The sequence below is a fragment of the Acidobacteriota bacterium genome (assembly GCA_040756905.1).
Lineage (GTDB): Bacteria > Acidobacteriota > Aminicenantia > JBFLYD01 > JBFLYD01 > JBFLYD01.
This window is the reverse complement of record JBFLYD010000041.1, coordinates 1-14,331: the sequence shown is the minus strand read 5'-3', so window position 1 is coordinate 14,331 and position 14,331 is coordinate 1. Positions and strand designations below refer to the sequence as shown.

Genomic DNA, 14,331 nt, shown 5'->3' with positions numbered 1-14,331 from the left:
ACAAAAAGCGTCTTCACTCATCAATTGGTTATTTATCGCCAGTTGAATTTGAAGATAGGTTGGGAAATGAGTTATATATTGAAAATGTGTCTTAATTTAGTGTCCACTTTTAGGGGTGCACTCCCCTGTGTTTATTCTCTCCTCTTTATCCTCTATGAGGATTACTCTCTCAAATGGAACAAATTCTTTTGATACTGTGTTCTGGAACAAAATATTTATGATGTATCTTCCTGGAGAAATGGGGAGGAAGCTTTCATAGGAGAAAGGATGTGCTCTTGCTACTTTTATGTCTTTTTTTGTAAGCTCAATTGGAGATTCCTCATCTATCTGGTAGGTAGTTTTTCCATCAGGGGTTTTAACTGTTCCATTTATCCTCCAGTTGGCAGAGTATTTATCCTCATAGTGAATTAAAGAGAGGGGCTTTGGAGAGAATGAGTAATGGAGAAAGTAATTTCCATCATTATCTTGAATCACCTCTGTTTGAAGTGTTCCAGAGATTAAATTTACTGAGTAATCTACCTCTACCTTTCCTACTTTCACTAAAAACTCCTCTGCATATTCATCTTTTATGAGTTTGTGAGGAGAGATATTAACTTTACCCAGCAGTTTATCTGATTCTACTGGAGGATTAATTGAGCCACCAGGAATCAAGGATAAAGAAGCTTGAGCTAATTCATAAGAGATATTTGAAAGTGTTTTAATAGAATCTGTATCTCGAGCTTCTTCGCCAGTAGTGCTCTTAAAGATGCCAAACCTTCTACCTTCTTTTCGAAAAGTGATTAAACTTTCTGGTCCATCTATTGAAGGGCTATAAATTTGGTAATCTCCAACTCCGTGTTTTCTATAAAATAAAATATAAAAAAATGGTTCGAGCCCTTGAGAAACATTTCCTTGATAAAACCAGAGCTCACATGGATATATTTGAAATTCACCTGAAAAATTTTGTCTTGATATCGGTTCTCCTAAAATTATGTATATTCTTCCTTGGTCTGTCATCCATCCTGGCTTTGAGGAGTGCCTTCCAAACCATTTGTTTGCATACTCTATCCTTCTGTAATGTTCCTCTTTTAATTCATTCTTTGGTGTTCCTGGAGTTGGGTCTCTCTGTTTCCAGAACTCCTCTATGAATTTATCCCTCAGTTCGTCAGATTCAATCTTTAAAAACATCTCCCTTTCTTTTGGTGTAATTATATAAACTACTTCCTCATCGAGCCATTTTTTGTATTTTGGAGGAAGCTCTGGTTTTTCTAGTGAATAAAATATTTCAGACGAAAAATAAATAAAATTAAGAATCATGGCTATTAATAGATTATTTTTCATTTCTCTTCTTTACATCTCTATCATAAAATTTTTTTTATTTCAAATGTATATAAGTTCTATGTCAACTTCTTACTTTTATTTACAAAAAAATTTTTTTATGATAATTAATTGAAAATTTATAATTTCAGGAGGGAATAATGGATATAAAAATTATAGGAGTAATTGGAGCAGGAACTATGGGTTCTGGCATTGCTCAGGTGGCAGCAAGTTCTGGTTTTGATGTTATTCTCCATGACTTATCAGATGATATATTAAATAAAGCAATAATAAGCATAGAAAAAAGCATTGATAAGCTTATTGAGAAAGGAAAAATTCAGGAAAGAAAAGAGGATATAATTAAAAGAATCATAAAGACTACTGATTTAAATAACCTTAAAGATGCTGATGTTGTTATAGAAGCTGTTTTTGAAAATTTTGATGTCAAAAAAAGTGTCACTGTAGAATTAGATAAAATTTTAAAAGAAGATTCAATTCTTTCATCAAACACATCTTCAATATCAATAACAAAGTTGGCCTCTCTTACCAGAAGACCTGCTAATTTTATAGGTATGCATTTCATGAACCCTGTTCCATTAATGACTCTGGTGGAAATAGTCCGGGGCATTGCAACATCCGATGAAACTTTTCAAAAAATAAAAACTCTGGCAGAAAAAATGGGAAAGGTTCCAGTAGAAGCCAAAGACTATCCAGGGTTTATATCAAATAGAATTCTTCTTCCGATGATTAATGAAGCAATATTTGCACTTATGGAAGGAGTAGGAACAGCAGAGGCTATTGATACTGTTATGAAATTGGGAATGAATCATCCGATGGGTCCTTTAACACTGGCAGATTTTATTGGACTGGATGTCTGCCTTGATATATTAGAGGTTCTTTACGAAGGTTTTAGAGATCCAAAATATAGACCCTGTCCATTGCTTAGAAAAATGGTCGATGCGGGATATCTTGGTAGGAAGACAGGAAAAGGATTTTATGAGTATAAATAAATTTTGACTTTTAACAAAAATTGTGAAAAAATTAAGGAGAGATTAAATGCAAAAAGAAGATTTAAAAGAAAAAGTCAAAGCGGTTGATTCAGCTATTTCTCAAATCGAAAAACAATTTGGAAAAGGCTCGATAATGAAATTGGGACAGAAAGAAATTTCTGTTCCAGTTCCTGTGATACCAACCGGTTCAATTGCTTTGGACCTTGCCCTTGGAATAGGAGGCTATCCAAAGGGAAGGGTTGTTGAAATATTTGGCCAGGAAGCTTCTGGGAAAACTACCCTTGCTCTCCATGCGATTGCTGAGAGTCAAAAGCAGGGTGGAACAGCTGCTTTTATAGATGCAGAACATGCTTTAGACCCGGATTATTCAAAAAGGCTTGGAGTTGATGTAGAGAATCTTCTTATATCTCAACCTGATTATGGGGAGCAAGCTCTCGAAATTGCTGAGATACTTGTCAGAAGTGGAGCTGTTGACATCGTGGTTGTTGATTCTGTGGCTGCCCTTGTTCCAAAGGCTGAGCTTGAAGGCGAGATGGGCGATGCCCATGTAGGTCTACAGGCAAGATTGATGTCTCAGGCCCTTAGAAAATTAACAGGAATTGTTAGCAGGTCTAAAACATGCTTTGTATTTATCAATCAGGTTAGAGAAAAAATTGGCATATTTATGGGAAACCCAGAAACAACCACAGGAGGAAGAGCATTAAAGTTTTACTCTACAGTAAGAGTTGAGACGAAGAAATTAATCTCAATAAAAGATGGAGATCAAACAATTGGAACCAGAACAAAAGTAAAAATAGTAAAGAATAAATTAGCACCGCCATTTAAAGAAGCTGAGTTTGATATTATTTACGGAGAAGGTATATCAGCCGAAGGAGATTTAATTGATGTAGGGGTAAACGTGGGAGTAATTGAAAAAACCGGAACATGGTATTCCTATAAAGGAGAAAGGCTCGGACAGGGAAGGGAAAATATAAAGAATTTTCTTAAAAGTAATAGAGATATATTCAATAAAATTTACGAAGAAGTCAAAACAAAAATAGGCCTTCAAGTAACCTGATAATCTGGAATTAATCTCCTTTTTAAAAATTGCCCTGTGTATGAATCATTGACATTTAAAATATTTTCAGTTTGTCCCTGATAAATGACATATCCTCCCATCTTTCCTCCTTCTGGTCCCAAATCAATTATCCAGTCAGCTAATTTTATTATATCCAAGTTATGCTCGATCACAACAATTGTATTTTCTTTTTCCAATAATTTTGAAAAACACTTTATGAGTTTTGATATATCGTCAAGATGAAGACCTGTAGTTGGTTCATCAAACAAAAATATGTTTTCTCTTTCTTCAGCTAATCCAAGATAATAAGCGAGTTTCAGTCTCTGGGACTCGCCTCCAGAAAAGGTTGAAGTGGCTTGGCCGAGTTTTATATATCCCAGCCCAACTTCTTCCAATGGTCTGATTTTTTCCACAAAGTCATTAAAATCACTAAAAAAATCCATAGCTTCTGTGACACTCATTTGGAGAACATCATAGATATTTTTATCTTTATATTTAACCTCAAGAATTTCCTTTTTATATCTCTTTCCCCCACATTCATCACAGATAAGAGCCACATCTGATAAAAACTGCATCTCTATTATTATTTTTCCCGCTCCTTTACAATTTTCACATCTTCCTCCAGGTGTGTTGAAAGAAAAGTGAGAGGGTGAAAATCCATTAATTTTTGATTCTTTTGTTTGAGAGAATATTTTTCTGATATAATCCATTGCTTTCATGTAAGAGAGAGGAATTGACCTTGGAGATTTTCCTACAGGGTTTTGATCAACAAGAACTACATTTTTGATTTTATCAACACCTTCAATGCGGTCAAAACACTCTTTTTTGTTTTCTTTAATACCTCTGTATATTACTTCATACATCAAAGTGCTCTTTCCAGATCCTGAAACGCCAGTTATACAAGTGAAATATCTTAGAGGGATTTTAATACTGATGTTTTTTAAATTATATTTTCTTGCGCAGAATATTTCTAAAAAATCTTTAGGAATAAACTTTCTTTTTTTTATTAAATCTAATCTTTTTTCTTTGTTTAAATATTTCAATGTAATCGAATTCTCTATGTTTTTAAATTCGTATAAAGGCCCAGAATAAATAACCTGACCTCCATTTTCTCCTGCTCCAGGGCCCAAATCTATTATATAATCCCCTGATTTTATTATATCCATGTCATGCTCCACGACAACAATAGTATTTCCAAGCTTTTTCAGAGAATTCAATATATTTATCAGTCTGTAATTATCTCTAGCATGAAGTCCTACAGATGGTTCATCAAGTATAAAAAGAGTTCCTACAAGAGATGAGCTAAGAGCTGAAGCCAGGCTAATTCTTTGAGCCTCTCCTCCACTTAATGTAAATGTCATGCGATTTAATGTTAAATAATCAAGCCCCACATCTAAGAGAAATATTAACCTTTTTCTTATTTCTTCAAGGGGTGATTCAGCAATTTTCTTTTGATGTTCATTAAGATTCAGTGTTCTAAAAAATTCATATGCTTCTTCCACTGTATAATTTGCTATATCTGCAATTGATTTTTCGCTTATTTTAACGTTTAATGCATCACTTCTCAACCTTGATCCATCACAAGATGGGCATGTTATGTATTTTCTATATTTATGGAGAAATACTCTTACTCCAATCTTATATTTTTTCTCTTCAAGCCATTTAAAAAATCCTTTTACTCCATAATAATCTTCATCTCCATTTAAAATAAAATCTTTCTGGGTTTGAGAAAGTTGATGGAAAGGAGTTTTTATGGAAATACCTTTTTTCTTTGCTTCAGATAAAAGCTCTCTATATAAATATCTTGATGAGGGTTTTGTCCAGGGTTCTATGGCACCCTGCTCTAAAGATTTCGATTTATCAGGTATTATCTTATCTTCATCCAGTTCTATAATATCGCCAAATCCATGGCAAACAGGGCATGCTCCCTGGGGTGAATTGAAGGAAAAAAGGTTTGGATGTAACTCTTCGTACAAAATTTTACATTCTTTACATTCATATTTATCAGAAAAAAACAATTCTTTTCCCATTAAAGTTCTTATTCCGCATCGCCCCTTTCCTTCATTCAATGCAATTTCTACAGAATCAACCAGCCTGTCTCTTTCTTCTCTGTTTAAAATCATTCTATCTACCAAGATCTCAGCATCAATTATTAGTTCTTCAAGTTCATCAACCGAGTGAATTTCATTTCCCTTTAAAAACTTATGAAAACCTTTTTTTCTAAGACCATTCAATCCACCCTCTCCATCCCATTTAAAATAGATGAACAATCTTTCTCCTGAAGAAAGAGAAAAGATATCCTCAATTATGGAATCGATTGAATCTTTCTTAACAGGCCTTTCACATTTATAACAGTAAATTGTTCCGATTCGTGAGAATAAAATTCTCAAATAATCCCAAAGCTCTGTCACCGTGGCTACTGTAGACCTCGGATTTTTTGAGGCGGTTTTTTGCTGAATAGCAATAGCGGGAGAAATTCCATCGATTAAATCTGCATCGGGTTTTTCAATTTTTTCAAAAAACTGTCTTGCATAAGCTGAAAGAGACTCGATATACCTTCTCTGGCCTTCAGCATACAATGTATCAAATGCAAGGGAAGATTTTCCGGAACCACTTATGCCAGTTATGATGATTAATTTGTTCATGGGGATATCTAAGTTTATATTTTTCAGGTTATGAACTCTTACACCACGAAGAATAATATTTTTATTCATAGAATGAATCAATCAAATACAGCTAATTGGCCGCATGCAGCTCGAATGTCTTCCCCTCTTTTCTTTCTCAGGGTAACAGATATCCCAGCTTTCTCCAATTCCTCAGCAAACCAACGAGACCTCCCCTCAGATACAGGCTCATAATTGATAGCCGTCGAAGGGTTAAAAGGAATTAGGTTTATTTTAACTGGTAAGTATTTCAGATATTTTTTTATTTCGATTACATCCTTTTCAGTATCATTAATTTCTTTCATCAAAACCCATTCGATTGTTATTTTATTTCTCTTTTTTAATTGAACCCTTTGAATAAAATTTATCAAATCATTAATAGAATATTTTTTATTTATTGGCATTATTTTCGATCGGATTTTCTCGTCAAAAGTATTTAAAGAAATTGCAATTTTTGGAGATTTTCTTAATTTTAGAATTTCATCTATTCCATGAATTAATCCTGATGTTGATACAGTAATTCTTCTTGGTGAAATAGATATCCCCTCGGCATTTGTGATTAGATCCAATGATTTTTTTAGATTCTCGAGATTATCCAGTGGTTCTCCCATCCCCATGAATACTATGTTTATCCTTTTTTCTTTTCTGTCAACTTCTCTTAAAAGAATGAGAATTTGAGATATAATCTCATCCACATTTAAATCTCGTTTAAATCCCATTTTTCCCGTTAGGCAAAAATCGCACCCTATTTTGCATCCAACCTGAGTTGAAATACAGAAAGTATTTCTGTTTGGCTCGGGCAGGAAAACACATTCTATTTTTAATCCATCTTTTAATTTAAGAAGGTATTTCTTTGATCCATCAGATGATACAGATATTTTTTCTACTTCTGGATACTCCAATGAAAAATTTTCTTTAAGGGTTTTTCTTAATGTCTTTGGAATATCTGATATTTCATCAAAGTCTGATATTCCTTTCTGGTTAATCCATTTAAATATTATTTTACTGTGGAAAATTTTTTTTGTGGAAGGGAATATTAATTTATCAATCTCATCAATATTTTTCCCGATTAAATTTATCTTTCCTTTCACTTCTTATCTTTTTCTCTTACAAGAGGCACAAACCTTACTAACTCTATTTCTTTTTTTATCATCTTGCCTTTTTTTTTCTCTATTAGAGTAAGTACCTGGTAAAATCCTTTTTCAACAGGAATAATCATCCTTCCATTTTCATTTAGTTGATCGAAAAGAGGAGAAGGAATGTCTTTTGATGCACATGTGACAATAATTCCATCATAAGGGCTGTTCTCCTCCCACCCTAAATATCCATCACCAACTTTCACTCTTATATTTTTATAACCTAATTTATTCAAAGTTGATTCTGCTTTTTTGGCGAGTGCCTCTCGTATTTCAATCGTAAAAACTTCTTTAACAATCTCTGCAAGTATAGCTGCCTGATAGCCAGAGCCAGTTCCAACTTCCAGGACTTTCTCATTCCCCTTTAAATTCAATTTTTCTGTCATCAAGGCAACAATATAAGGCTGAGAGATTGTTTGACCTTCATCTATGGGAAGAGGGTGATCTTCATATGCCCATTGTCTTAACTCTTCATCCACGAAGAGATGTCGAGGAACTTTTAACATTGCATTAAGAACTCTTTTATCCTTTACGCCTCTAGCTTCAATCTGATGTTTAACCATTGATTTCCTCAAAGAGGCAAAATCGATTTTTTCCTGTTGAGATAGAGTAAAAATGGTCAAAATTAGTAATAAAATTATACCGATAAATGAATATCTTTTCATATATAAATTATCTCAAACTTTGTTGATACAAGCAAATGTTGGTAAGCAAGCAAAATCTTTGTAGGGGGTCAATGATGTTTGGTTTACATTAAGAAATGCATGTTAATTTTTTTGTTCTTTAGTATAACTCCTTTTTACTGTGGTTTTAAGTCCGCCTCGAATGTTAAACTCTGCTTCCACGAACATTTCTAATGGATCCACCACCTCAATTAGATCTTCTAAAATTTTATTTATAACATGTTCATAGAAAACTCCCACATTTCTATAAGAATGAAGATAATATTTTAAAGATTTTAACTCGATACATTTCCTATCAGGAACATACGTTATTTTTAAATTGGCGAAATCAGGAAGGCCTGACCATGGACAAACGTGAGTGAATTCATTCGTTTCAATGTTTATTTCAATCCTTTTTCCTGGAAACTCATAATTAAAAATGTCTATAATTGCTTTATCAATTACATCAATATTTTCAACATCAAATCTTTTTTTTAAGATATTTTTCTTTGCCATACAGATAAATTATTATCATAAATAAAATCCCAAGTCATCTATACATTAAGTCTTCACTCAGGAGTTATCTATAATTATAGTTTACGAGTGATCAGGAAGGGTGACTCCGAAAACACTATGATGATCCCTACCTGTTTCCTTTAAATTTTAGGTTTGTAGACACCTATAGTTCTATGGTAAGATAATTCAACTCAATTTTTCTGACATTTAAAAAATTATGAAAACAAGGGTTCTGGCTATTACTGGCATAGAAATTAAATCTAATATTTTTTGGTTTTACCCAGAGTTAGTGTGCTGTCCCTTCCATATCTTTACAGGCAAAAAAAATCTCTCGACAGCGCACTGAAGGGGTGTGGGGAAGAGGCTTCCCCATACACTAGGTTATCCTTGACTCATTTTTTGAAAAATGTTAATTTTTTGTAGTCCTTTGGGAGGCTAAAATGACTTATAAATTATTGCTGGCTGATGATAGTTTTACAGTGCAGAAGATTGTAACTCTGACATTTTCTGAGATCGGATTTGAAGTTCATGTAGTTAGAGATGGAAATTTTTTTATAGATACTTTAAGAGAAATAAATCCTGATGTAATACTTCTGGATATTAATTTACCAGAAAAAGATGGATATGAATTATGTGAGGAGTTGAATAAATCTGATGATTATTCCGAAATACCAATTTTTTTGATGAAAGGAGCCTTTGATTCCCCTGATGAAGAAAAATTAAAAAATTTAAAGTATCAAGAAATAATATCAAAACCGTTCGACGCCTCTTCTCTTGCTGGAAAAATTAAAGAAATCCTTGAAGAAAGAGAAAAAGTTGAACTGCCTTCTTTTTTACCGGAACAGAATCAGCTTGAAAAAAAGGAAATGATAAACGAGATAAAAGGAGAAGCCCCTGAAATCCCTCAAAAAATCGCCGAAGAGGAAAAAAAGGAAGAAGGTTATCCAATTTTATCAGATGAGTTAATTGAGAGAATAATTGAAAAACTTGTAAAAAAGATTTCACCAGAGGTGGTTAAGGAAGTAGCATCAAAAGTTATTCCTGAGATTGCAGAAATATACATTAAACAGGAAATAGAGAGAGTAAAAGAAGAGGTTAAATCTGAATCATAATTTCTGATGGAAAAATCTTATAATCCTGGAAAAATAGAAGAAGAATGGTACAGGTATTGGGAACAAAATAAGTTTTTCCAGGGAGATATCTATTCTGAAAAAAAAATATTTTCAATGGTAATCCCTCCTCCCAACATCACAGGTTCCCTTCATATGGGACATGCATTAACCTATTCGCTACCGGATGTTATAGTGAGATGGAAGAGAAAACAGGGATTTGATACCATGTGGCTTCCAGGGTTTGACCATGCAGGAATTGCTACTCAGATTATTGTTGAAAAAGAACTTTTAGCTCAGGGTGTTAAAAAAGAGGATTTAGGAGAAGAAAAATTCTTGGAAAAACTCTGGGAATGGAAGAAAAAATCCAAAGCCCTGATCGCCAATCAACTCAGAAGATTAGGGTGTTCTTTAGATTGGTCAAGGGAGAGGTTTACATTAGATGAAGGACTTTCCAGAGCCGTTAGAAAAGTATTTGTTTCTCTATACAGAGAAGGATTAATATATCGAGACTATTATCTAGTTAATTGGTGTCCCCGATGCCGTACTGCTATTTCGGATTTAGAAGTAATTAATAAACAGAAAAAAGGTAAATTATATTACATAAAATATCCCATAATTGATGGAAGTGATTTTATTGTAGTTGCTACCACTAGGCCTGAAACTATGTTGGGAGATACAGCTATAGCTGTAAACCCTGAGGATCCTAAATATATAAATTATGCTGGGAAAAAAGCAATATTACCATTGGTAGGAAGGATATTACCAATTATCCATGATGAGAGAGTCGAAAAGGAGTTTGGCACAGGAGCAGTTAAAGTAACACCTGCCCATGATCCCCTTGACTTTGAAATTGGGAAGAACAAGAACTTAGAGATAATCAAAGTTATCGATGAGTCAGGAAAAATGAACATGGAGGCAGGACAAGAATTTTATGGTCTTGATAGAATTGAAGCACGGGAAAGAATAGTAAAAAAGCTCAAAGAACAAAAATTCCTCATGAAAATCGAAGATTATGAACATTCGATAGGTCACTGTCAGAGATGTGATTCAGTAATTGAGTATAATCTTTCATGGCAATGGTTTATGAAAGTAAAGCCATTGGCTGAAAGAGCAGTTCAGGTTGTAAAAGAAGGAAGGACTAAATTTATTCCTGAAAATTGGGAAAAAATTTACTTTGATTGGATGGAGAATATTCATGATTGGTGTATATCTCGACAGATCTGGTGGGGTCATAGATTACCTGTATGGTATTGTAAAGAGTGTAATGAGATTATTGTGGATGAGGAGCCACCGATAAAGTGTTCAAAGTGCAAAAACTCTGATTTGAGACAGGAAAAAGATGTTCTTGATACATGGTTTAGTTCTGCATTGTGGCCATTCTCCACATTGGGTTGGCCTGATAAGACTGAAGACTTAAAGAGATATTATCCTACAGATCTTCTGATAACAGGGTTTGACATAATATTTTTCTGGGTAGCAAGGATGATAATGATGGGCATGAAGTTTTTGAATGGAGTTCCTTTCAGAAAAGTATTCATAAATGGATTGATCAGGGATGAGCATGGGCAGAAAATGTCTAAATCAAAAGGAAACATAGTAGATCCGATTGATGCCATCGACGAATTTGGGGTTGATGCCTTAAGGTTTACTCTTGTCTCGTCCACAGTGGCAGGGATGGATATAGCTTTATCAAAGGGAAAAATTTTTGGCTATAAAACATTTGTCAATAAAATATGGAACGCTTCAAGATTTGTACTAATGAATTATAGGGGAGAAGATTTAAAAATTATGGAAGAAGAATTGACTCTTCCGGATAAATGGATCAGGAGCAAGCTTAATGGTTTAGTTAAACGGATAAATCATTGTCTGGAAAATTTTTTGTTTCACGAAGCATGTGAGGAGATTTATCATTTTATCTGGCATCAATTTTGTGATTGGTATGTGGAAATGGTAAAACTGGATTTAAAGAAGAGAAAAATAACGAGTTTGTCTAATTTAATTTTTACTCTAAAGGATATATTAAATTTATTGCATCCCTTTATGCCATTCGTTACAGAAGAAATCTATCAAAAGCTTCCGAATCATGGAATATCCATATGTGTTTCAGAATATCCAAAAGAAAGAAAAGAATTTGAAGACATAAAGGCTGAGGAAATGATGGATGTGATAATTGAAACTGTGAAAGAAATAAGAAAGATAAGAGTTGAAAATAGAATACCTCCTCAGAAGAAAGTAGAGGTTTATTTCATACCATCAGGAGAAGAGATAGATCAAATTCTTCACAAAAATATTGATTACATACAACTCCTTGTAAACGCAAAAGGAATCAATTTTGTATCAATTTTTCCCGAGGATAAAAGAATTTTGAAAGGTGCTTGTCGATATAGCGAGGCGGGAATTTTTTTACATGAAGTTGAAGATTTAGAAGGAGAGAAGTTAAGATTGAAAAAGGAGATTGAAAAAATTAATAGGGAAATGCTCCTTCTGGAGGAAAGGATGAAAAATAAAGATTTTATTGAAAAGGCACCCCAGAAAATTATTAGCGAAACCCACAATAGATATAGAGAATTAACTGGATTAAAAAAGAAGCTGGAAGATTCCCTCACTAAATTTTAAATTGATAAAGTTAGGAGAAAAAACTTTCATTTTCGAAAAATGCACATCGAGTAATAGATTGTCTAAAATTTGGGCTGAAAAGGGTTACCCTGAGGGAACATGTATTGTATGTCTTGAACAGACAGAGGGGAGAGGCAGGCTCGATAGAAAATGGCATTCCCCTAAGGAAAAAGGATTGTATCTATCCTTGATTTTAAGACCGTTGCTGGAGTGCAGGGATATAACTATTCTATCTCTTTTAACAGCAATGTCATGCGCTGATTTTTTAAATGAAAAATATGGTTTTTCAGTAAAAGTTAAATGGCCTAATGATCTTATTTTATTCGATAAAAAGTTAGGTGGTATTTTATTAGAAAGCTCCACAAAAAATGATATGGTTGAATATGTGGTGTTGGGAATTGGGATAAACTTGAAGAATAGATTAGAAGATTTTCCAGAAGATATAAAAGATAAGTCAATTTCAATAAAAATTGGGTACAGCACAGAACCAGATTTCGATGAAATTAGAACTGGCTTGGTTGGGTATTTGTCAAAGTGGCTTTCTTATTTTTTTCAGAATAAAAAAAATTTAATCTTAGAAAAGCTATCCTTTTATTCCTATTTAAAAAAAGATGATAAAATAGAGATCAGAACAGGAGAGAAAATTCTGTATGGGATTTTCATGGGGTATGGTGAAACTGGATATTTAAAAATAAAAGTGGATGATGGATTGGAAGAAATATATGAAGGAGAGCTGGTTAAAATTGAAAAATGAAATTCTTTTAGCTTTGGATGTTGGAAATACAAATATAACAATAGGAATTTTTAAGAAAAAGAAAATTATATCTTATTGGAGAGTTTTTACAGAGAGAGGAAAAACTTCGGATGAATATGGAATCCAGTTGATAAATTTTTTAGAAAATTCAGGCTATTCTGAAAAAAATATATCAGGAATAGTAATTTGTAGCGTGGTTCCTCCTTTAACTCCTATAATGGTTAATATGGCAGAGAAGTTTTTTAAAAAGAAGCCGATGGTTGTTTCAAGAGCACTGAACACAGGTATTAAAATTTTATATAAAAATCCAGATGAAGTTGGAGAGGATAGAATAGTGAATGCTGTTGCAGCTTTTAATAAATATGGTGGACCTGCAATAATTGTAGATTTCGGTACCGCAATCACTTTTGACATAATATTGGAAAAAGGAGAATATCTTGGAGGAGTGATAGCTCCTGGAGTTGAGATATCTTCAGAGGCGCTTGCTCATAGAACAGCCAAACTTCCCAAGGTCGAGATAAAAAAACCAGAAAAAGTAGTAGGAAAAACAACTATAGAAAGCATACAATCAGGGCTATACTTCGGATACGAGAGTCTTGTGGAAGGTATAATAAAAAAAATAAAAAAAGAACTGGGGATTAAAGCAAATGTAATTTTAACCGGAGGTTATGGAGAGGAGATATTTGGAAAATTGAAAATTTTCAACATAGTTGATCCTTTTCTAACATTGGAAGGTTTAAGAATTATTTATGAAAGAAATAGTTAAGCTGAAAAAATATTTCAATCAGATAAGTAGAAAGATAGAAGAAATTTGTGGAAAACCTTACTTTTTTTCTGCAAGAGATGTAGTTTTATTGAGAGAACTTTTTGAAAGAAACATTCCTTCAAGGGTTATAAATGAGGGTATTGATTTCGCATGGGAAAAATTCAGTATTGCCAAAAAGAGAAAGAGATTTTCTTTTTTTGCTTCAAAAAAATTCATTTATAAAGCATATGAAAGATATAGAGAAAAAAGAGTTGGATTATCAAAAGGAAATCCATTAAAAAAGATTATTTTGATAGAACAAGAGGTTATAAATTTTTTAAAAATAAACTCAGTGGAAGTAGAATATTTAAAAAAATATTACAAAAAAGTTCTTGAAGATTTAGAATATGTAAAACAAAATATTAAAACTGTTGAGTGCTTGGATTCTGTGGATTCAAAGATAGAAGAAGAAATATTGAAAAGAATTACTGAGGAAAAAAAGCAGGAAATTATAAAAATTTTGAGAAAAAAATATGGAAAAAATGTATTTATGAATGATAACATGAAAAGAATTGGAGTATTAAAATATATTAGAAATAAATATCGTATTCCCTATGTATCATCATTTCTTCACTAATTGCATATTCCGATGAATCTGGCCACTGATTCTGATTGAAAGTGGCCACCTGTCGGAGCGAAGTGACGCTGAATTTTCATTATACCTCAGAGTGGCTGGATTGAGTCAAGGATGACTTTCTTTTCCT

General features: G+C 33.1%; 12 protein-coding genes. 7 read left to right on the top strand and 5 right to left on the bottom strand.

Features of this window, described 5'->3' with window-relative positions; all coding sequences use genetic code 11:
* Positions 1–96: 96 nt before the first annotated feature.
* A complete protein-coding gene (locus AB1410_06595; GenBank protein ID MEW6456363.1) occupies positions 97–1,320 on the bottom strand; it encodes a GWxTD domain-containing protein in 1,224 nt (407 codons plus the stop codon).
* 137 nt (positions 1,321–1,457) lie between these two features.
* Between AB1410_06595 and AB1410_06590 the strand changes: the two genes are divergently transcribed.
* Entirely contained in the window at positions 1,458–2,306 is an 849-nt protein-coding gene (locus AB1410_06590; GenBank protein MEW6456362.1) for a 3-hydroxybutyryl-CoA dehydrogenase, read from the top strand.
* Between the two features lie 46 nt (positions 2,307–2,352).
* Positions 2,353–3,363 carry a recombinase RecA gene (gene recA / locus AB1410_06585; protein ID MEW6456361.1) on the top strand — a complete coding sequence of 337 codons (1,011 nt, stop codon included), beginning with the start codon at positions 2,353–2,355 and terminating at the stop codon, positions 3,361–3,363.
* Here recA and uvrA read toward each other — a convergent pair.
* The 4 genes from uvrA to queF all read right to left on the bottom strand — a co-directional run bounded on the left by uvrA (position 3,351) and on the right by queF (position 8,340).
* Positions 3,351–6,077 (bottom strand): excinuclease ABC subunit UvrA, encoded by a 2,727-nt coding sequence (uvrA, locus tag AB1410_06580; protein ID MEW6456360.1) that lies wholly within the window; start codon positions 6,075–6,077, stop codon positions 3,351–3,353. The two genes, recA and uvrA, sit on opposite strands and share 13 nt — an antisense overlap.
* 8 nt (positions 6,078–6,085) lie before the next feature.
* The gene (rlmN, locus tag AB1410_06575) at positions 6,086–7,117 is read right to left on the bottom strand and encodes a 23S rRNA (adenine(2503)-C(2))-methyltransferase RlmN (GenBank protein MEW6456359.1); all 1,032 of its coding nucleotides are present in this window, start codon (positions 7,115–7,117) and stop codon (positions 6,086–6,088) included.
* The gene (locus AB1410_06570) at positions 7,114–7,827 is read right to left on the bottom strand and encodes a protein-L-isoaspartate(D-aspartate) O-methyltransferase (protein MEW6456358.1); all 714 of its coding nucleotides are present in this window, start codon (positions 7,825–7,827) and stop codon (positions 7,114–7,116) included. The genes rlmN and AB1410_06570 overlap by 4 nt, the downstream gene beginning before the upstream one ends.
* Positions 7,828–7,929: 102 nt before the next feature.
* Positions 7,930–8,340, bottom strand: a complete 411-nt coding sequence (gene queF, locus AB1410_06565; protein ID MEW6456357.1) for a preQ(1) synthase — start codon at positions 8,338–8,340, stop codon at positions 7,930–7,932.
* 440 nt (positions 8,341–8,780) lie between these two features.
* On the opposite strand from queF, the gene AB1410_06560 reads away from it, so the two are divergent.
* From AB1410_06560 to AB1410_06540, 5 genes are read left to right on the top strand one after another with little or no spacing between them, the layout of a single operon-like run.
* Entirely contained in the window at positions 8,781–9,452 is a 672-nt protein-coding gene (locus AB1410_06560) for a response regulator (protein MEW6456356.1), read from the top strand.
* Positions 9,453–9,458: 6 nt separating this feature from the next.
* Positions 9,459–12,068: a valine--tRNA ligase gene (locus tag AB1410_06555; protein ID MEW6456355.1), complete on the top strand. Its 2,610-nt coding sequence runs from the start codon at positions 9,459–9,461 to the stop codon at positions 12,066–12,068.
* A 1-nt stretch (position 12,069) separates the two neighbouring features.
* Positions 12,070–12,822, top strand: a complete 753-nt coding sequence (locus AB1410_06550) for a biotin--[acetyl-CoA-carboxylase] ligase (GenBank protein ID MEW6456354.1) — start codon at positions 12,070–12,072, stop codon at positions 12,820–12,822.
* A 1-nt stretch (position 12,823) separates the two neighbouring features.
* Complete coding sequence (locus AB1410_06545; GenBank protein MEW6456353.1) at positions 12,824–13,588, top strand: type III pantothenate kinase; 765 nt, start codon at positions 12,824–12,826, stop codon at positions 13,586–13,588.
* The gene (locus tag AB1410_06540; protein MEW6456352.1) at positions 13,572–14,204 is read left to right on the top strand and encodes a hypothetical protein; all 633 of its coding nucleotides are present in this window, start codon (positions 13,572–13,574) and stop codon (positions 14,202–14,204) included. The genes AB1410_06545 and AB1410_06540 overlap by 17 nt, the downstream gene beginning before the upstream one ends.
* Positions 14,205–14,331: the final 127 nt, after the last annotated feature.

Bases quoted from the DNA above. Each gene is read 5' to 3' on its own strand.
- AB1410_06595 (MEW6456363.1), bottom strand. From the start codon at position 1,320: ATGAAAAATAATCTATTAATAGCCATGATTCTTAATTTTATTTATTTT.
- AB1410_06590 (MEW6456362.1), top strand. From the start codon at position 1,458: ATGGATATAAAAATTATAGGAGTAATTGGAGCAGGAACTATGGGTTCT.
- recA (MEW6456361.1), top strand. From the start codon at position 2,353: ATGCAAAAAGAAGATTTAAAAGAAAAAGTCAAAGCGGTTGATTCAGCT.
- uvrA (MEW6456360.1), bottom strand. From the start codon at position 6,077: ATGAATAAAAATATTATTCTTCGTGGTGTAAGAGTTCATAACCTGAAA.
- AB1410_06570 (MEW6456358.1), bottom strand. From the start codon at position 7,827: ATGAAAAGATATTCATTTATCGGTATAATTTTATTACTAATTTTGACC.
- queF (MEW6456357.1), bottom strand. From the start codon at position 8,340: ATGGCAAAGAAAAATATCTTAAAAAAAAGATTTGATGTTGAAAATATT.
- AB1410_06560 (MEW6456356.1), top strand. From the start codon at position 8,781: ATGACTTATAAATTATTGCTGGCTGATGATAGTTTTACAGTGCAGAAG.
- AB1410_06555 (MEW6456355.1), top strand. From the start codon at position 9,459: ATGGAAAAATCTTATAATCCTGGAAAAATAGAAGAAGAATGGTACAGG.
- AB1410_06540 (MEW6456352.1), top strand. From the start codon at position 13,572: ATGAAAGAAATAGTTAAGCTGAAAAAATATTTCAATCAGATAAGTAGA.